The sequence below is a fragment of the Mycolicibacterium llatzerense genome, assembly GCF_000878195.1.
Lineage (GTDB): Bacteria > Actinomycetota > Actinomycetes > Mycobacteriales > Mycobacteriaceae > Mycobacterium > Mycobacterium llatzerense.
Window position 1 is genome coordinate 68,214 of sequence record NZ_JXST01000023.1, and the last position, 17,455, is coordinate 85,668.

General features: G+C 66.7%; 16 protein-coding genes and 1 tRNA gene. 12 read left to right on the forward strand and 5 right to left on the reverse strand.

All coding sequences use genetic code 11. From position 1 onward, the window contains the following. Nucleotides 1-10: 10 nt before the first annotated feature. The 3 genes from TL10_RS17060 to TL10_RS17070 all read left to right on the forward strand — a co-directional run bounded on the left by TL10_RS17060 (nt 11) and on the right by TL10_RS17070 (nt 3,273). Nucleotides 11-1,213 carry a beta-propeller fold lactonase family protein gene (locus tag TL10_RS17060; protein ID WP_052506445.1) on the forward strand — a complete coding sequence of 401 codons (1,203 nt, stop codon included), beginning with the start codon at nt 11-13 and terminating at the stop codon, nt 1,211-1,213. A 113-nt stretch (nt 1,214-1,326) separates the two neighbouring features. Beyond that, nucleotides 1,327-2,406 (forward strand): hypothetical protein, encoded by a 1,080-nt coding sequence (locus TL10_RS17065; RefSeq protein ID WP_131630755.1) that lies wholly within the window; start codon nt 1,327-1,329, stop codon nt 2,404-2,406. A gap of 156 nt (nt 2,407-2,562) precedes the next feature. Continuing rightward, nucleotides 2,563-3,273 (forward strand): MgtC/SapB family protein, encoded by a 711-nt coding sequence (locus TL10_RS17070; protein ID WP_043400659.1) that lies wholly within the window; start codon nt 2,563-2,565, stop codon nt 3,271-3,273. A 41-nt stretch (nt 3,274-3,314) separates the two neighbouring features. Here TL10_RS17070 and TL10_RS17075 read toward each other — a convergent pair. From TL10_RS17075 to TL10_RS30985, 4 genes are all read right to left on the reverse strand, one after another. Beyond that, nucleotides 3,315-3,389 (reverse strand) — tRNA-Val (locus TL10_RS17075). A gap of 41 nt (nt 3,390-3,430) precedes the next feature. Then, nucleotides 3,431-3,886 carry a peroxiredoxin gene (locus TL10_RS17080; RefSeq protein ID WP_043986567.1) on the reverse strand — a complete coding sequence of 152 codons (456 nt, stop codon included), beginning with the start codon at nt 3,884-3,886 and terminating at the stop codon, nt 3,431-3,433. A gap of 97 nt (nt 3,887-3,983) precedes the next feature. Further along, nucleotides 3,984-4,466: a DUF3052 domain-containing protein gene (locus tag TL10_RS17085; RefSeq protein ID WP_043986520.1), complete on the reverse strand. Its 483-nt coding sequence runs from the start codon at nt 4,464-4,466 to the stop codon at nt 3,984-3,986. Nucleotides 4,467-4,524: 58 nt separating this feature from the next. Beyond that, nucleotides 4,525-5,067 carry an Rv2240c family protein gene (locus tag TL10_RS30985; protein ID WP_131630756.1) on the reverse strand — a complete coding sequence of 181 codons (543 nt, stop codon included), beginning with the start codon at nt 5,065-5,067 and terminating at the stop codon, nt 4,525-4,527. Between the two features lie 149 nt (nt 5,068-5,216). Here TL10_RS30985 and aceE point away from each other — a divergent pair, with 149 nt between their 5' ends. The 8 genes from aceE to TL10_RS17130 all read left to right on the forward strand — a co-directional run bounded on the left by aceE (nt 5,217) and on the right by TL10_RS17130 (nt 15,623). Beyond that, nucleotides 5,217-8,006 carry a pyruvate dehydrogenase (acetyl-transferring), homodimeric type gene (aceE, locus tag TL10_RS17095; protein ID WP_043986521.1) on the forward strand — a complete coding sequence of 930 codons (2,790 nt, stop codon included), beginning with the start codon at nt 5,217-5,219 and terminating at the stop codon, nt 8,004-8,006. A gap of 117 nt (nt 8,007-8,123) precedes the next feature. Further along, nucleotides 8,124-9,365, forward strand: coding sequence for a PucR family transcriptional regulator (locus TL10_RS17100; RefSeq protein WP_043986523.1), 1,242 nt, complete (start codon nt 8,124-8,126; stop codon nt 9,363-9,365). 198 nt (nt 9,366-9,563) lie between these two features. Continuing rightward, nucleotides 9,564-10,484: an ACP S-malonyltransferase gene (locus TL10_RS17105; protein ID WP_192830256.1), complete on the forward strand. Its 921-nt coding sequence runs from the start codon at nt 9,564-9,566 to the stop codon at nt 10,482-10,484. A 75-nt stretch (nt 10,485-10,559) separates the two neighbouring features. Further along, a complete protein-coding gene (acpM, locus tag TL10_RS17110; RefSeq protein WP_043400507.1) occupies nt 10,560-10,853 on the forward strand; it encodes a meromycolate extension acyl carrier protein AcpM in 294 nt (97 codons plus the stop codon). Continuing rightward, the gene (gene kasA, locus TL10_RS17115; RefSeq protein WP_043986525.1) at nt 10,850-12,100 is read left to right on the forward strand and encodes a 3-oxoacyl-ACP synthase KasA; all 1,251 of its coding nucleotides are present in this window, start codon (nt 10,850-10,852) and stop codon (nt 12,098-12,100) included. The genes acpM and kasA overlap by 4 nt, the downstream gene beginning before the upstream one ends. Before the next feature lie 23 nt (nt 12,101-12,123). Continuing rightward, complete coding sequence (gene kasB, locus TL10_RS17120; RefSeq protein WP_043986526.1) at nt 12,124-13,392, forward strand: 3-oxoacyl-ACP synthase KasB; 1,269 nt, start codon at nt 12,124-12,126, stop codon at nt 13,390-13,392. 39 nt (nt 13,393-13,431) lie between these two features. After that, complete coding sequence (locus TL10_RS17125) at nt 13,432-14,859, forward strand: acyl-CoA carboxylase subunit beta (RefSeq protein ID WP_043986527.1); 1,428 nt, start codon at nt 13,432-13,434, stop codon at nt 14,857-14,859. A 119-nt stretch (nt 14,860-14,978) separates the two neighbouring features. Further along, nucleotides 14,979-15,623: a dihydrofolate reductase family protein gene (locus TL10_RS17130; RefSeq protein WP_043986529.1), complete on the forward strand. Its 645-nt coding sequence runs from the start codon at nt 14,979-14,981 to the stop codon at nt 15,621-15,623. 74 nt (nt 15,624-15,697) lie between these two features. Here TL10_RS17130 and TL10_RS17135 read toward each other — a convergent pair whose 3' ends face one another. Beyond that, the gene (locus tag TL10_RS17135; RefSeq protein ID WP_043400520.1) at nt 15,698-16,447 is read right to left on the reverse strand and encodes an SDR family oxidoreductase; all 750 of its coding nucleotides are present in this window, start codon (nt 16,445-16,447) and stop codon (nt 15,698-15,700) included. A gap of 87 nt (nt 16,448-16,534) precedes the next feature. On the opposite strand from TL10_RS17135, the gene TL10_RS17140 reads away from it, so the two are divergent. Next, complete coding sequence (locus TL10_RS17140; protein WP_043986530.1) at nt 16,535-17,416, forward strand: LysR family transcriptional regulator; 882 nt, start codon at nt 16,535-16,537, stop codon at nt 17,414-17,416. The last annotated feature ends 39 nt before the right edge of the window (nt 17,417-17,455 follow it).

Genomic DNA, 17,455 nt, shown 5'->3' on the forward strand with positions numbered 1-17,455 from the left:
AGCCGTCGCCATGCTCGCAGTCATCGCAACGATCCCCGACAGCGGCGGCCCCATATCGGCGGTGCCGAGTCCGGGTGGCGATCGCCTCTACGTCGGGAACAGCGGTAGCTCGACGGTCTCCGTGATCGCCACGGCCTCCAACGCCGTGGTCGACGCCATCGGACCCGGCGTCGGATTGCAGGGCGCCCAGCAGTTGGTCGTGCATCCAGACGGCACTCGGCTGTACTGCAACAACCTCGGTGGGCTGTCGGTGATGGACGTCAGCACCAAATCCGTTGTGGCCGTGGTGCTGTCCGGCTGGGCGGGCCAGGTGGCGGTCCACCCCGACGGCTCCACCGTCTACCTTGCCTCGGGCGGTGACATCGACGGCACCTCCGACCCGAAGGTCATGCTGATCGACGCCGCCACCAACACCGTGACCGGAACCATAAAGGTCGACGAGGCGTACTACCTGGCCGTCAGCCCCGACGGCACCCGGCTCTACGTCGCGGGCTACGGCGGCGACCCAATCTGGGCCATCGACACCGCCACCCACAGCGTCGTCAAGACGATCACTCTCGGCAAGCCGATCAGCGGGCTCGTCGTCAGCCCCGACAACAGCCGCATCTATGTGATGGGCGCGGTCAAGTTCGGTGTCACCACCAGCAACGTGACCATGGTCGATGTCGGCACCGGTGCGGTCACCACCGGCGTCACCTTCCCGCTCGGCCAGGAGCTCAACGACATTGCTGTCGCACCCGATGGTTCGGCGCTCTACGCCACCCAGCTGACCGGCGATGTGAGCCGGATCGACACCGCCACCATGGCCGTGACTGATACCGTAAACGTCGGTAATTACGCAGGGGCCGTTGCTGTTTCGCCCAATGGCTCGCGGATCTACGTCACCAACCGCTTCAACAACACGGTGTCGGTGATCGCGCAATTGCACACCCTCCCCGGGGGCATCGACCTGCCGGATCTGGTCGGCAAGCTGATTGGTGGCGCTGCCGCGGGCGGGAACGGCTGGCTGGTAATCGGCGATCACTTCTATCCGATCCCGCCGCGGGAGCCCGTACTGCAGGCCATTGCGCGAGCGCTCGCGCCACACGTCGGTAAGCCGGTGCAGAACCACGAGTTGGGTCAGCGCCTGCGCCGCACTCTGGCATCCGATCCCGAAGCCCCGAAAATGGCGCCCGGAAACTTCCACCCCGATGGGCATCGGCCGCAGCACTAGGCGCGGCCGAAAGGCGTCGCCCCACAAACATTGCAAATAGCTCAGCACCGAGGCAATTTTGTCGATACCGTCAATATTGCTTGAGTTCCACACCCTCGGTCAGGAGCTTTCAAATGCATACACTCACAACTCGTTTGAGCCTGCCCACCGCCGCCGCCGTCATGGCCGCCGGCGTCATCGTCACCGCCTCTCCACCACCGGCGTTGACCGCCCTACCGGCACCGGCGATCCACAGCGTGCAGCTGCCGGATATCCAGCTCACCGCCACGATCGCCGACATCCTGCAATTCCCCGCGTTCAGGCAGTGGGTGATCAATCAGGTCGATGACGCCCTGACGATCGGCGTCGGCCTCGCCAAAGCGGGCCAGGGCGTCGGACAAACGATCAATGCCATCCCAGGGCTCGTGGTCACCGTCGCCCAGCAGATCCTCGCCCGGGACCTGGTCGGGGCACTCGGCACCGTCGAGGCGGGACTGATCGGCGCGGTGACCGTCATCGGCGGGCCGATCCTGGTCTCCGTCATCGAGCGCAACCAGCGCCAACTGGCGGTCGACCAGGCCCTGCAACAAGCGGTGCCCGCGGCGCTCATCGGACTCGGCGCCGGCCTGCTCGGCGGCTTCAACGACTTCGCGACCTCCGCGATCATCGCCGGTCAGAACGTCGTGGCCGCCCTCCTGCCCATCAACATCGGCAATCTCGTCACCGCCGTGGTCGACGGCGTCAAGCTCGTCGTCCAGGGACTCGGCACCGGCGCCGGCAAGATCGTCGACGGGATCGCCTTCGCGCAGCAGACCATCGCCCACGCGCTGGCCACTCAACCGGCACCGATCGCGGCCGTGACGCCCACGCCGGCAGCCGGGGTCGCGATCACCGCAGTGCCGAAGATTGCGGCGCCGAAGGTCAAGCCTGCACTGAAGCCCGTGCCCACAGCAGCCAAGCCCGCGGCGACCACCCCGACGGACACCAAGGACCCGACAGATACCAAGGACGCCACCAAGCCGGACACCACCGGCGCTGACAACGGGACCAAGCCGGACGCCACCGGGGCCGGAACCACTTCGAACGCCAATTCGGGCACGTCGGACACCGGCAGCAAGACCGAGAAGAAGACGAGCACCAAGAAGCCGAAGTCGAAGTCCGGCAAGAAGACCCAGAGCACGAAGGCCGCCGCGACGTCGCAGGCCGCCGCCTGAGGTCGAGCATCAACGGTATCCGCGTCTCACTGCGAGTCGGCCACTGTTCACTTTGAGTTCGCAGTCTGTCCCTACCATCCGCCCCTACTGCCGTCGCAGCCGATGGACGCGCTGAGAGCGCGTCCGTCAACTCGAAAGCAACAGGAGCACAAGGTGATCGACACACTGGATATCGCGCTGCGGATCGGCGCCGGCCTGGGCCTCGGCGCGGCGATCGGGCTGGAGCGACAATGGCGCTCCCGCAACGCCGGATTGCGCACCGCCGCTCTGGTCAGCCTGGGGTCAACGCTGTTCGTGATCATGGGCGGCTACACCTTCGCCGGGGAACACGCCGACCCCACCCGGGTCGCCGCCCAGGTCGCATCCGGTATCGGCTTCCTCGGTGCCGGCGTGATCATGCAACAAGGCGCCACGATCTCCGGGCTCAACACCGCGGCCACCCTATGGGCGTCGGCCGCCATCGGCGCCCTGGCCGGCGGCGGACTGATGGTGCCCGCCGTGATCGGAAGTTGCGCGGTCATCGCCGCCAACATCTTCCTGCGACCCGTCGGACGCACGCTGGACCGGCACCGCCGCCCCGGCGCCGAAGAGTCCTCCGCCGAATACCGGTTCGAGGTGCGGTGCGCGACCAGCGCGGAACTCCACATCCGCAGCCTCATCTTCGACGCGATCTCGCACCCCAACCTCACGGTGCGATCCATCTCCGCGGTCGATCTGCCTGACGACGAGGGGGTGCGCATCACCGCCACCGTCATCGCCGACGAACGCGACGACCACCGCATCGAGGCCGCGCTGGCAGACGTCATCAAGGCGCCGGCTGTCACGGCGGTCCGGTGGAGCGCCGACGACATGAGCCCGGTCGACTAGAAACAGCCCCACTGGCCGACGAAGCCGCTACCAGGGGAATTTGGTGGGCGCGGACGGTATCGAACCGCCGACCGCTGGTGTGTAAAACCAGAGCTCTACCACTGAGCTACGCGCCCCGCCTCGGGCACGCTACACGGGATGACGTGCCAAGGGAAAATCAGTCGAGGGCGGCCAGGGCGTCGACCCAGACCGACTGGTCGCGCGCCTCGCCCGGCGATGTGCACTCGGCGAACCGCACCACGCCGTCCCGATCCACGAGGAACGTCCCCCGGTCCGGATAGCCCGCATCGGCGTTGAACACCCCGTAGAGCTGGGACACCGCGCCGTGCGGCCAGAAATCGGACAGGATCGGGAACTCGAAGCCCGATTCACGGGCCCAGACCTTGTGGGTGGCCGGCGGGCCGACCGAGATGGTCAGCGTTTCCACCGAGTCACTGCGATACCGGGCCAGGTTCTCCTGGATCTCACCGAGCTCTCCCGCACACACCGGGGTGAACGCCAGCGGGAAGAACACCAGCAGCACAGACCGGCCGCGCAGCGCCGATAGCGTCACCGCGCGGCCGTGCTGGTCTTTCAGGGTGAAGTCCGGTGCGACGGACCCGACGCCGATCACGGTCGCGAGCCTGACCACAGGGCGAAATGGGGTTCGAAATTCCGCCACCCGGTCAGGCTCGCGCCACAGGAAACCTGCGGGAGCAAACCCAACCGCACTAGTGCCGGCCCGCGGCCTTCGACTTGGGCTGCACCAGGCGACTGGCGATCCAGTCCCCGAGGTTGGCCGACGAGGTGACCACCAGGCCCGCCGTCGGCGCCGACTCGGCGATCTCGGCAGGCTGGACGTGACCACTCTTGCCGGTCTTCGGGGTGACCACCCAGATCACACCGTCCTCGGCCAGCGGGGTGATGGCGTCCATGAGACGGTCCACCAGGTCGCCGTCGTCATCGCGCCACCACAGCAGCACGACGTCCACGACTTCGTCGGAATCCTCGTCGAGAAGCTCTGCACCGCACGCATCTTCGATGTCGAGACGGATGTCGTCGTCGGTGTCCTCGTCCCAGCCGAGCTCTTGGACGATCTGATTTTTTTGAATGCCCAGTCTCTGGGCGTAGTTCGGCGCGTCCGCCGCGGCCACCGGTGTCCTCCTCTTACCTGCTGATATGCAGTCTGTGTGTGTGGAACCCAATAGTCGCATGCGACGACGATTCATTCGACGCAAGACACATCTTTGTTCGCCGAGATAAGCGCGAGATTTACCCGCACGCCGTCTCGGTCGACGACTTGGCTTCATTGAACGAGTCGACCGCCGCATTGAAATCAGAGGTCGACGCATTGGTACTGATCGCCGTGGCCAGCGTCTGGGCCGCTGCGGCCCAGCCGGCCAGCGCGGCTTTGAGAGTGCCCGACTGCACTGTCGTCGCACTCTTGGTCACCGAGTCGGCCGCGTGGTGCAGCGCGTCAACCGCGGCCTGCAACTTGGCGGCATCGGTGCCACCGGCGTTCTCGGCATCGACGTAGGCGTTGACCGCCTGCATCGCCGGTTTACCGGTGTCGACGAAGACCTGGCACGCTGCCTGGGTCGCCGCGACCGAGGCACTCGACGAACTCGAACTGGCCGACGCCGCTGCCGACAACGACACCGAAGTTCGGTACGCCGCTGCGCCAGGCTGGTCGACCGTGGAGCTGCCTTCTACGGACTTACTGCAACCGACGATCACCATGGCGGATACCGCCAGGCCTCCGGACGCCAGAGCGGCTGCGCGAAGCCGCGAGACACCTACCGCGCTCGTCACCATCAGCTGACCGTACAGGGTGATTCCGCCAATCATCGTCATCACAACGCGTACTCGCCGGTAGCCCACCCCGCCGCCTATCCTGCGGCACGATAGGTGGACGATTGGCAGTGCCAAAAGCACCGCCAAAATCGAATAGCAAGGAGTGGCAGTTGACCACTGAGTTCGTGCGCCAAGACCTGGCTCAAAACTCCAGTACTTCAGCCGAACCCGACCGGGTCCGGGTGATTCGTGACGGTGTCGCGTCATACCTACCCGACATCGACCCCGACGAGACCGCCGAATGGCTGGAATCGTTCGACGACCTGCTGGGCCGTTCCGGCCCAGCGCGTGCCCGCTACCTGATGCTTCGGCTGTTGGAGCGTTCGCGCGAGATGCGCGTGTCCATCCCCGCGCTGACGTCCACCGACTACGTCAACACCATCCCGACCGATCTCGAGCCGTGGTTCCCCGGTGACGAAGAGGTCGAGCGCCGCTTCCGCCGCTGGATCCGCTGGAACGCCGCCATCATGGTGCACCGCGCGCAGCGCCCCGGCGTTGGTGTGGGCGGCCATATTTCGACGTACGCATCGTCGGCGTCGCTGTACGAGGTCGGCTTCAACCACTTCTTCCGCGGCAAGAACCACCCCGGCGGCGGCGACCAGATCTTCATCCAGGGCCACGCCTCCCCCGGCATCTATGCCCGCGCCTTCCTCGAGGGCCGCCTGTCGACCGACCAGCTGGACGGTTTCCGGCAGGAGCACAGCCACCCCGGCGGCGGCCTGCCGTCGTACCCGCACCCCCGCCTGATGCCCGATTTCTGGGAATTCCCCACGGTGTCAATGGGTTTGGGCCCGATGAACGCCATCTATCAGGCGCGCTTCAACCACTACCTGCACGACCGCGGACTCAAGGACACCAGCGACCAACATGTGTGGGCGTTCCTCGGCGACGGCGAGATGGACGAGCCCGAGAGCCGCGGCCTGATCCAGGTCGCCGCCAACGAGGCGCTCGACAACCTGACGTTCGTCGTCAACTGCAACCTGCAGCGCCTCGACGGCCCGGTCCGTGGCAACGGCAAGATCATCCAGGAACTGGAGTCGTTCTTCCGCGGCGCCGGCTGGAACGTCATCAAGGTGGTGTGGGGCCGCGAATGGGACGCCCTGCTGCACGCCGACAAGGACGGCGCGCTGGTCAACCTGATGAACGTCACGCCCGACGGTGACTACCAGACCTACAAGGCCAACGACGGCGCGTACGTGCGCGACCACTTCTTCGGGCGCGACCCCCGCACCAAGGCGCTGGTCGACCCCATGACCGACCAGGAGATCTGGAACCTCAAGCGCGGCGGCCACGACTACCGCAAGCTGTATGCGGCCTACCGCGCCGCCATGGAGCACAAGGGGCAGCCGACGGTCATCCTGGCCAAGACCATCAAGGGCTACACCCTGGGCAGCCACTTCGAGGGCCGCAACGCGACGCACCAGATGAAGAAGCTGGCGCTCGACGACCTCAAGAAGTTCCGTGACGCGACGCGGGTGCCGATCACCGACGCCCAGCTCGAAGAGAACCCGTATCTGCCGCCGTACTACCACCCCGGGTCCGAGTCGCCGGAGCTGCGCTACATGCTCGACCGGCGCCGGACGCTCGGCGGCTTCCTGCCGGAGCGGCGCACCAAGTCCAAGCCGCTGCCGCTGCCGGGCCGCGAGGTCTACAAGTCGCTGAAGAAGGGCTCGGGCAACCAGGCCGTGGCCACCACCATGGCGACGGTGCGTACCTTCAAAGAACTGTTGCGGGACAAGAACATCGGGCCGCGCATCGTGCCGATCATCCCCGACGAGGCCCGCACGTTCGGCATGGACTCGTGGTTCCCGAGCCTGAAGATCTACAACCGCAACGGCCAGCTCTACACCGCCGTGGACGCCGATTTGATGTTGGCGTACAAGGAAAGTGAGATCGGCCAGATCCTGCACGAGGGCATCAACGAAGCCGGGTCGACGGCGTCGTTCACCGCCGTGTCGACGTCGTACGCCACGCACGACCTGCCGATGATCCCGATCTACATCTTCTATTCGATGTTCGGGTTCCAGCGCACCGGCGACGGGTTCTGGGCGGCAGCCGACCAGATGGGCCGCGGCTTCGTGCTGGGCGCCACCGCCGGGCGCACCACGCTCACCGGCGAGGGCCTGCAGCACGCGGACGGACATTCGCTGCTGCTGGCGTCGACCAACCCCGCGGTGGTGGCGTACGACCCGGCGTTCGCGTACGAGATCGCGTACATCATCGAGAACGGTCTCGAGCGCATGTACGGCGAGAACTCGGAGAACGTCTACTTCTACATCACCATCTACAACGAGCCGTACCAGCAGCCGGCCGAGCCCGAGAACTTCGATCCCGAGGGCGTCCTGCGCGGCATGTACCGGTTCCGCGCCGCGCCGGAGAAGCGCTCGAGCACGGCGCAGATCCTGGCGTCCGGTGTCTCGATGCCCGAGGCGCTGCGCGCCGCGGACATGCTGTCCGCCAACTGGGATGTGGCGGCCGACGTGTGGTCGGTGACCAGCTGGGGCGAGCTGAACCGCGACGGCGTGTCCATCGACCGGCACGCGCTGCGGCACCCGGACCAGCAGGCGCCGGTGCCGTACGTGACCGCCAAGCTCGCGAACACCGCGGGCCCCGTGGTCGCGGTGTCGGACTGGATGCGCGCGGTGCCCGAGCAGATCCGTCCCTGGGTGCCGAACACCTACGTCACCCTCGGCACCGACGGTTTCGGCTTCTCCGACACCCGTCCGGCGGCCCGCCGCTACTTCAACACCGACGCCGAGTCGGTCGTGGTGGCGGTGCTGGAGGCGCTCGCCCGCGACGGCGAGATCGATCCGTCGGTGGCCGTCGCTGCCGCCAAGCAGTACCGGATCGACGACGTCTCCGCGGCCGAGGTGTCGTACGCGGACACCGGCAGCGCGTAGCCCTATTGCGCCGACATGACGGTTTCTGACGAAAATCGCCCGATATACGTCAGAAACCGTCATCTCGGCGTAGCTGGATTGGCGGAAATCTCCAGAAATCAGGCGTAGCTTTTAGCTATGCCCGACAACACGGCCGGCAATCGGTTCGTTCCGCCCAAGTCGACGCTCGAAGTGCTCGAGAACGTGCCGGAGACGGTGCTGCGTCGCCTCAAGCAGTACTCCGGCACATTGGCGACCCAGGCGGTGCATGCCCTCGAAGAGCGGCTGCCGTTCTTCGCCGAGCTAGAGGCCTCCCAGCGCGCCAGCGTGCATCTGGTGGTGCAGACCGCGGTGGTCAACTTCGTCGAGTGGATGCGCGATCCGAACAGCGACGTCAGCTACACCGCAGAGGCCTTCGAGGTCGTGCCCCAGGATCTGCGGCGCCGGATCGCGCTGCGGCAGTCGGTGGAGATGGTGCGGACCACCATGGAGTTCTTCGAGGAAGTGGTGCCACTGCTGGCCCGCACCGAGGAGCAACTGACCGCGCTGACCGCCGGCATTCTGCGGTACAGCCGTGACCTCGCCTTCGCGGCCGCCAGCGCCTATGCCGACCAGGCCGAGGCCCGCGGCGCCTGGGACACCCGAATGGAAGCCAACGTCGTGGACGCCGTCGTACGCGGCGACGTCGGCCCTGGACTGCAGTCCCAAGCCGCGGCGCTGAACTGGGACGCCACCGCGCCCGCGACCGTCGTGGTGGGTTTCCCCCGACCCGACCGGGCCGATCTGGCCAGCGAGGACGTGCACGACGTCGTCACCCGCCACGGCCGCGTCGCACTGTCCGACGTCCACGGCACCTGGCTGGTGGCCATCGTGTCCGGACAGATCTCCCCCACCGACCGGTTCCTGGGTGAACTGATGGCCGTGTTCGCCGACGCCCCGGTGGTGATCGGGCCGACGGCCGCCACGCTGGCGGCGGCGCATTACAGCGCCACAGAGGCCATCGCCGGGATGAACGCGGTGAGCGGCTGGACGGGCGCACCCCGCCCGGTGCCAGCCCGTGAACTGCTGCCCGAACGGGCCCTATTGGGCGACCGGTCGGCCATGGCCGCCCTGGAACTCGAGGTGGTCCGGCCGCTGGCAGACGCCGGTCCGGCCCTGACAGAGACGCTCGATGCCTACCTCGACGCGGGCGGCGCCATAGAAGCGTGCGCCCGCAAATTGTTCGTTCATCCAAACACCGTCCGGTACCGGTTGCGCCGGATCGCGGACTTCACCGGGCGCGATCCGATGGTGCCCAGGGATGCGTATGTGCTCCGTGTGGCGTCCACAGTGGGCCGATTGAGCCGTCAGGCGCCCCAAACCAACCCACAAATCGCCTGATCAGAGCACCCGACCGTGGCCTACTGGGCGGTAATAAGTGACTCCGCGGGGTGATCCACATCGCAGCGAGGTCTCACCAACGTTGCATAACGTGCGTTTTTGTAGACATTCCACAAAACTTTAAGACGAGGTTCATAATCTCTTACACGGCATAAAACCCGCTTCACAGTGTTTTCTTAATCCGTGCCTCAAACACCTGTGCTTGCGCTGCTTGCCCCCGGGCAGGGATCTCAGACGCCCGGCATGCTCACCGCTTGGTTGGAGCTGCCCGGCGCTGCTGACCGTCTGGCCACCTGGTCGGAGATCAGCGGCCTGGATCTGGCCCAGCTGGGCACCACGGCGACCGCTGAGGAGATCACCGACACCGCGGTGACCCAGCCTCTGGTCGTTGCGGCCACACTGCTCGCACACGAAGAGCTGACCAAGCGCGGCCTGCTGGCCGGTGCCACCACGATCGTTGCCGGCCACTCTGTCGGCGAGATCGCCGCCTACGCCATCGCCGGCGTCATCTCCGCCGACGAGGCCATCAAGCTCGCGGCCACCCGCGGCGCGGAGATGGCCAAGGCCTGTGCGCTGGAGCCCACCGGTATGGCCGCGGTGCTCGGTGGCGACGAGGCCGAGGTATTGGCTCGTCTCGAAGCCCTGGAGCTGGTCCCGGCCAACCGCAACGCGGCGGGGCAGATCGTCGCCGCGGGTGCTGTCGCGGCGCTGGAGAAGCTGGCCGAGGATCCGCCGGCCAAGGCCCGGGTCCGGGTGCTCGCCACCGCCGGCGCCTTCCACACGCACTTCATGGGCTCGGCGCAGGAGCCGTACGCGGCCGCCGCGGCGACCGTGACCCCCAGCGAGCCGACCACCACCCTGCTGTCCAACGCCGATGGCCAGCCGGTCGCCGATGCGGCAGACGCCATGGCCAAGCTGGTCGCCCAGATGACCCGTCCGGTCCGCTGGGACCTGTGCTCGGCCACGCTGCGCGAGCGCTTCGACGGTCAGGAAATCACCGGCATCATCGAATTCCCGCCGGCCGGCACCCTCACCGGGATCGCCAAACGCGAAGTCAAGGGCGTGCCCACGCATCCCATCAAGACACCCGCAGACCTGGACGGACTCACCGAGTTCTGACAGGGCTGCTTGCCGAAACAACCAACCCGGCACACCAAATCCGGTGTGCCGACACAACAAAAAGAAGGAGCCATCGTGGCTGCCAACCAAGAAGAAATCATCGCCGGCCTCGCCGAGATCATCGAAGAGGTCACCGGTATCGAGCCGTCTGAGGTCACCCCCGAGAAGTCCTTCGTCGACGACCTGGACATCGACTCGCTGTCGATGGTTGAGATCGCCGTTCAGACCGAGGACAAGTACGGCGTGAAGATCCCGGATGAGGACCTGGCTGGCCTGCGCACCGTCGGTGACGTCGTCGCCTACATCCAGAAGCTCGAGGAAGAGAACCCCGAGGCTGCTGCCGCGCTGCGCGATAAGTTCACGAAGTGACCAGGCCTTCCACTGCTAACGGAGGCTTCCCGAACGTAGTGGTGACCGCCGTGGAGGCAACCACGGCGCTCGCTGCTGACATCGAGAGCACGTGGAAGGGCCTCCTGGCAGGCGAGAGCGGCATCCGCACTCTCGAGGACGACTGGGTCGCGAAGTGGGACCTGCCGGTGCGTATCGGCGGCCACCTGGTCGATGACCTGGAAAGCCAGCTGACCCGCGTCGAGCTGCGTCGCAACTCCTACGTGCAGCGCATGTCGCTCGTACTGGCGCGACGGTTGTGGAAGAACGCGGGTGCGCCCGAGGTCGATCCCGATCGTTTCGCAGTCGTGATCGGCACCGGTCTGGGTGGCGGCGAGAAGATCGTCGAAACCTACGACGCGATGAACGAGGGCGGCATCCGCAAGGTCAGCCCGCTCGCCGTTCAGATGATCATGCCCAACGGTGCGGCTGCGGTCGCCGGCTTGGAGCTGGGCGCCCGCGCCGGGGTCATCACCCCGGTGTCGGCGTGTTCGTCGGGTTCTGAGGCCATCGCCCATGGCTGGCGTCAGATCGTCATGGGCGACGCGGACTTCGCCGTCGTCGGTGGTGTCGAAGGCGCCATCGAAGCACTGCCCATCGCGGCGTTCTCGATGATGCGTGCCATGTCGACCCGCAACGACGATCCCGCGGCTGCGTCGCGGCCGTTCGACAAGGATCGTGACGGCTTCGTGTTCGGCGAGGCCGGCGCGATGATGATCATCGAGACCGAAGAGCACGCCCTGGCCCGTGGCGCCAAGCCGATCGCCCGCCTGATGGGTGCCGGTATCACCTCGGATGCGTTCCACATGGTGGCTCCGGCCGACAACGGTCTGCGGGCCGGTGCCGCGATGAAGCGTGCACTGGAGACCGCCGGGCTGGACGCCAAGGACATTGACCACATCAATGCCCACGGCACGGCCACCCCGATCGGTGACACCGCCGAGGCCAATGCCATCCGCGTTGCCGGATGCCAGAACGCCGCGGTGTACGCACCCAAGTCGTCGCTCGGCCACTCCATCGGTGCGGTCGGTGCGCTCGAGTCGGTGTTGACCGTCCTCGCGTTGCGCGACGGGGTCATCCCCCCGACGCTGAACTACGAAACCCCGGATCCGGCCATCGATCTCGATGTGGTTGCGGGCGAGCCTCGTTATGGCGACTACAAGTACGCCATCAACAACTCGTTCGGTTTCGGTGGACACAATGTCGCCCTGGCCTTTGGGCGCTATTAAGTCGAAGGGACATTGGAGCTGTAATGGCAGGGGTAACCGCTAACAGGTTGTCTACGGGGAATGGTCTCCCCAACGTCGTCGTCACTGGCATAGCCATGTCGACTGCGCTGGCAACCGATGCTGAAACCACGTGGCAGAAGCTCCTCGCAGGAGAGAGCGGGATTCGTCTCCTCAACGACTCGTTCATTGAGGAGTACGACCTCCCCGTCCGAATCGGCGGGCACCTCCTCGAGGACTTCGAAAGCGAACTGACGCGCATCGAGCTGCGTCGCCTGTCATATCTGCAAAAAATGTCGACGGTCATCGGCCGGCGAGTCTGGGAAAACGCAGGCTCGCCGGACGTTGATCCGCGTCGGCTCATGGTGTCGATCGGCACCGGTATCGGTTCCGCCGAGGAGCTGGTATTCGCTTACGACGGCATGCGGGAACGCGGCCTGCGCGCGGTGTCGCCGCTGGTCGTCCAGATGTTCATGCCGAACGGCGCGGCAGCTGCCGTCGGACTGGATCGCAAGGCCAAGGCCGGGGTGAGCACCCTGATCTCGGCGTGTGCCTCCGGTTCGGAAGCCATCGCCAACGCCTGGCGCCAACTGGTGCTGGGCGAGGCTGACGTCGCCATCTGCGGCGGCGTCGAAACCAAGATCGAGGCAGTGCCGATCGCCGGGTTCGCCCAGATGCGCATCGTGCTGTCCAACAGCAATGACAACCCGCAGGGTGCCTGCCGCCCATTCGACCGCGACCGCAACGGCTTCGTGTTCGGTGAGGGTGGCGCCATGCTGGTGCTGGAAACCGAGGAACACGCCAAGGCCCGCGGCGCCAACATCCTGGCTCGCCTGATGGGTGCCAGCGTGACCTCGGACGGCTACCACATCGTGGCCCCGGACCCCAACGGCGAACAGGCCGGTTATGCCATGAGCCGGGCCATCGAACTGGCGGGGCTCGTTCCTTCTGACATCGACCACATCAACGCGCACGCCACCGGCACCAGCGTCGGCGACGTCGCCGAGGGCGTGGCCATCAACAAGGCCATGAAGGGCCACCGGCCCGCGGTCTACGCCCCCAAGTCGGCGCTGGGCCACTCGGTGGGTGCCGTCGGCGCGGTGGAGTCCATCCTCACCGTGCTCGCGCTGCGAGACGGCGTGGTTCCGCCCACACTGAACCTGGAGAACCTGGATCCGGAGATCGATCTGGACGTGGTCTCCAAGGCTCCGCGACAGGGCGACTACAAGTACGCAATCAACAATTCGTTCGGGTTCGGCGGTCACAACGTCGCGCTCGCCTTCGGCCGGTACTGAGCAACGCAGCGCAGACCGCGAGATCAAGGAGACTGGAAAATGACGACCCTGGCACCTGAGGCGACGGCCGCCGAATCACTTGATCCTCGCGACCCGCTGCTGCGGCTCTCGACCTTCTTCGACCCGGGCAGCGTCAAGCCGCTGCACGAGCGCGACAAGTCGGGCGTCCTGGCCGCCTCCGGCACCGTCAACGGCGTGCACACCATCGCGTTCGCCACCGACGGCACCGTGATGGGTGGCGCCATGGGCGTCGACGGCTGCGCGCACATCGTCCGCGCCTACGACACCGCCATCGACGAGCAGGCCCCCATCGTGGGCATCTGGCACTCCGGTGGCGCCCGTCTGGCCGAAGGTGTGCGCGCGCTGCACGCGGTCGGCCAGGTCTTCGAGGCCATGATCCGGGCCTCCGGCTACATCCCCCAGATCTCGCTCGTCGTCGGCTTCGCCGCCGGTGGTGCCGCCTACGGCCCCGCGCTGACCGACGTCATCGTCATGGCCCCTGAGGGCCGCGTCTTCGTCACCGGCCCGGACGTCGTCCGCAGCGTCACCGGTGAGGACGTCGACATGGTCTCCCTCGGTGGACCCGACACCCACCACAAGAAGTCCGGCGTGTGCCACATCGTCGCCGACGACGAACTCGACTGCTACGCGCGCGGCCAGCGCCTGGTCGGCTTGTTCAGCCAGCAGGGCCACTTCGACCGCAACAAGGCCGAGGCCGGCGACACCGACATCCGCGCCCTCATGCCCGAGTCGGCCCGGCGCGCCTACGACGTGCACCCGATCGTCGAGGCCCTGCTCGACGAGGGCGTCCCGTTCGAAGAGTTCCAGTCCAAGTGGGCGCCGTCCATCGTGGTCGGCCTTGGCCGCCTCGCCGGCCGCTCCGTCGGCGTCATCGCCAACAACCCGCTGCGCCTGGGCGGCTGCCTGAACTCCGAAAGCGCCGAGAAGGCCGCACGTTTCGTGCGCCTCTGCGACGCCTTCGGCATCCCGCTGGTCGTGCTGGTCGACGTCCCCGGCTACCTGCCCGGCGTGGACCAGGAGTGGGGCGGCGTGGTGCGCCGCGGCGCGAAGCTGCTGCACGCGTTCGGTGAGGCCGAGGTCCCCCGCGTCACACTGGTGACCCGCAAGATCTACGGCGGCGCCTACATCGCCATGAACTCGCGATCGCTCGGTGCGTCGAAGGTGTTCGCCTGGCCCGACGCGGAGGTCGCCGTCATGGGCGCCAAGGCCGCCGTCGGCATCCTGCACAAGCGCAAGCTGGCCGCTGTCGAGGACGCTGCCGAGCGCGAGGCGCTGCACGAAGAGCTGGCCCTCGAGCACGAGCGCATCGCCGGTGGTGTCGACTCCGCCATCGACATCGGCGTGGTCGACGAGAAGATCGATCCGGCCCACACCCGCTCGAAGATCACCCAGGCCCTCGCCGAGGCCCCGGCCCGCCGCGGTCGCCACAAGAACATCGCACTCTAGGGTTTTTCCCGGCGCCGAGTGGCCAGTTATTGCACGCATTCTTCCGAATTTCGTGCCATAACTGGCCATTCGCCGTTGATGGGCGATGAGTTCTGCCGGCGGTAGGAGTCTGTACAACCATGACGCAATTGGTGAAGGTGCAGAACTTCAACGTCTCGGCGGACGGCTTCGGCGCCGGTGTCGGGCAGAGCTTCGAGCGGCCCTTCGGCCACGCCGACCCGGGCACCATGTTCGCCTGGGCCGGCGCGACCGCCAATTGGCCCAATCGCACCGAGCCAGGCGGCACGCGCGGCCTGGACGACTTCCTGGTCCGCGACTTCCACCACAACATCGGCGCAGAGATCATGGGCGCCAACAAGTTCAGCCCCTACCGCGGGCCGGCCAATCTCGACTGGCAGGGCTGGTGGGGCGACGAGCCGCCGTTCCACACCCCGGTGTTCGTGATGACACACCACCTGCGGCCGTCGTTCACCTTGTCGGACACCACGTTCCACTTCGTCGACGCAGGGCCGGCCGAGGTGCTGGAACTGGCCCGAGAAGCAGCGCAGGGCAAAGACATTCGCATCGGCGGCGGCGCCACCACTGTCCGGGAGTTCCTCGACGCCGACCTGATCGATACCCTGCACATCGTGGTGTCCCCCACCGTGACGCTCGGCGAGGGCTCACGACTCTGGGAGTCCCCTGACGAGCTGCTCGACAGGTACCACTGCGACGTGGTGCCCAGCTCCAGCGGCGTCATCCACCACTTGTTCTGGCGCCGCTGAATTTCACCCGCGAGCAGACGTAAAACTGTCGAAAACCAGTGGTTTTCGACAGTTTTGCGTCTGCTCGGCGGCTGTTACCGCGTCGTGTAACCACCGTTGGCGAAGATGGTCTGGCCGGTCACCCAGTGCCCTTCGTCGGCGAGGAACACCACCAGCGGCACGATGTCCTCGATGAGGGTCAGCCGGCCGCCCATCGCCTGCGACTTGTGGAACGCCACACGCTCCGGGGTCTCCTGGCCGTAGAAGAACGGCGTGTCCATGGGTCCGGGGCCGACGTTGTTGACGTTGATCCCGCGCGCCGCAAACTCTTTCGCCGCGGCGCGGGTGAAGTGCTCGACAGGGCTCTTGGCGCCGGCGTAGGTGCTGTACCCGTCGGTGAACGCCGCCAGCAGCGCCGTCACGATGGTGATGACCGATCCGCCGTCGTTCAGCCGGCGACCGGCCTGTTGCAGGAAGAAGTACGCGGCCTTCGCGTTGATGTCGAACATCGAATCGTATTCGGCCTCAGTCGTTTCCACGATCGGCTTGCGCAGCACCTTGCCGACGGTGTTGACCGCGATGTCGACGCCGCCGAACGCTTCGGCCGCCGCGTCGAACAGCTTCTCCACGTTGCCGGGGATGGTGAGGTCACCCTGGACCTTGATGGCCTTGGCACCGGAGCCCTCGATCGCGGCGACGGTCTGATCGGCATCGGCCTCGGTGGCTGCACTGTTGTAGTGCACCGCGACATTGACGCCGCGCGCGCCGAGCGTGGTGCTGATCAGACCGCCCAGGTTCTTGGCTCCGGCGGCGACGACTGCTGACTTGCCTTCGAGATTGCTCATGAGGCCCACGCTAGCCACGCCAAACCACAAATAGAAACGAATCTTTCCTACCTATCCACAATTATTAGTTGTAGATAGGGTGGCGGCATGACCAGGCCCTATCCCGATCTGCGCCGGCTGCAGCACTTCCTCGCGGTCGCCGATGCCGGCGGTTTCACCCGCGCCGCGGATCAGCTGCACCTCAGCCAGCAGGCCCTGAGCAGCTCCATCCGACAACTCGAAAAAGAGCTGGGTGCAACACTTTTCGATCGCGACGGCCGGCGGGTCACGCTGACGCCCGCAGGCCGCCAGCTGCACAGCGATGCGCGCACTCTGCTCGCTGCCGCCCACACCGTCACCGATCACGTGCAGCAGGTGGCCAGCGCCGCGCGGGAGAACTACGTCGTCGGGCATACCCCAGCGCTCGACAGCACCGAGGCGTACGCGCTGCTGGAGCCGGTGATCGACGCCTTCGACGACGTGTCCTTCACCTTCCGCCAGATGTTTCCGGATCAGCTGTCCCCCGCGCTGCTCGACGGATCGATCCAGCTCGCCCTGCGCCGCGGCGTGGTGCCGGACCGCGACCTCGCCACCGCGGTGCTGGGCTATCACCCGGTCCGCGTCGCCATGTTGAGTTCGCACCCGCTGGCGCAGCGCGACGCCGTCGACCTCACCGACCTGGCCCACGAACGGATCGCGCTCTGGGCACCGCCCGGCGCGTCCTACTACAGCGACCTGCTGCTCGGCGCCTGCCGACGAGCCGGCTTCGAGCCGGACTACGTGGTCAGCCGCGTCCAGGGCGCGGCGACGGTGGCCGCTCCGCTGACGACGGGCGCCGCGGCGTTCGTCACGCATCCGGTCGGGCCGGTGATGGACGGCCGGGTGACGGTCGTCGACCTGCAGCCACCGCTGCTGGTACCGGTGCAGGCCATGTGGCAGCGACACACGTATTCGCCGATTCGCGACCTGTTGCTCACCCAGCAGCCTTAGCTCACCGGCCAGTTCCGGCACGCATCTCTCGAAAACCCG

What these genes read in the sequence shown, in the direction of transcription:
- TL10_RS17060 (WP_052506445.1), top strand. Translation starts at nt 11, where the DNA reads ATGCTCGCAGTCATCGCAACGATCCCCGACAGCGGCGGCCCCATATCG.
- TL10_RS17065 (WP_131630755.1), top strand. Translation starts at nt 1,327, where the DNA reads ATGCATACACTCACAACTCGTTTGAGCCTGCCCACCGCCGCCGCCGTC.
- TL10_RS17085 (WP_043986520.1), bottom strand. Translation starts at nt 4,466, where the DNA reads ATGCGACTATTGGGTTCCACACACACAGACTGCATATCAGCAGGTAAG.
- TL10_RS30985 (WP_131630756.1), bottom strand. Translation starts at nt 5,067, where the DNA reads ATGGTGACGAGCGCGGTAGGTGTCTCGCGGCTTCGCGCAGCCGCTCTG.
- TL10_RS17100 (WP_043986523.1), top strand. Translation starts at nt 8,124, where the DNA reads ATGCCCGACAACACGGCCGGCAATCGGTTCGTTCCGCCCAAGTCGACG.
- kasB (WP_043986526.1), top strand. Translation starts at nt 12,124, where the DNA reads ATGGCAGGGGTAACCGCTAACAGGTTGTCTACGGGGAATGGTCTCCCC.
- TL10_RS17125 (WP_043986527.1), top strand. Translation starts at nt 13,432, where the DNA reads ATGACGACCCTGGCACCTGAGGCGACGGCCGCCGAATCACTTGATCCT.
- TL10_RS17130 (WP_043986529.1), top strand. Translation starts at nt 14,979, where the DNA reads ATGACGCAATTGGTGAAGGTGCAGAACTTCAACGTCTCGGCGGACGGC.
- TL10_RS17135 (WP_043400520.1), bottom strand. Translation starts at nt 16,447, where the DNA reads ATGAGCAATCTCGAAGGCAAGTCAGCAGTCGTCGCCGCCGGAGCCAAG.
- TL10_RS17140 (WP_043986530.1), top strand. Translation starts at nt 16,535, where the DNA reads ATGACCAGGCCCTATCCCGATCTGCGCCGGCTGCAGCACTTCCTCGCG.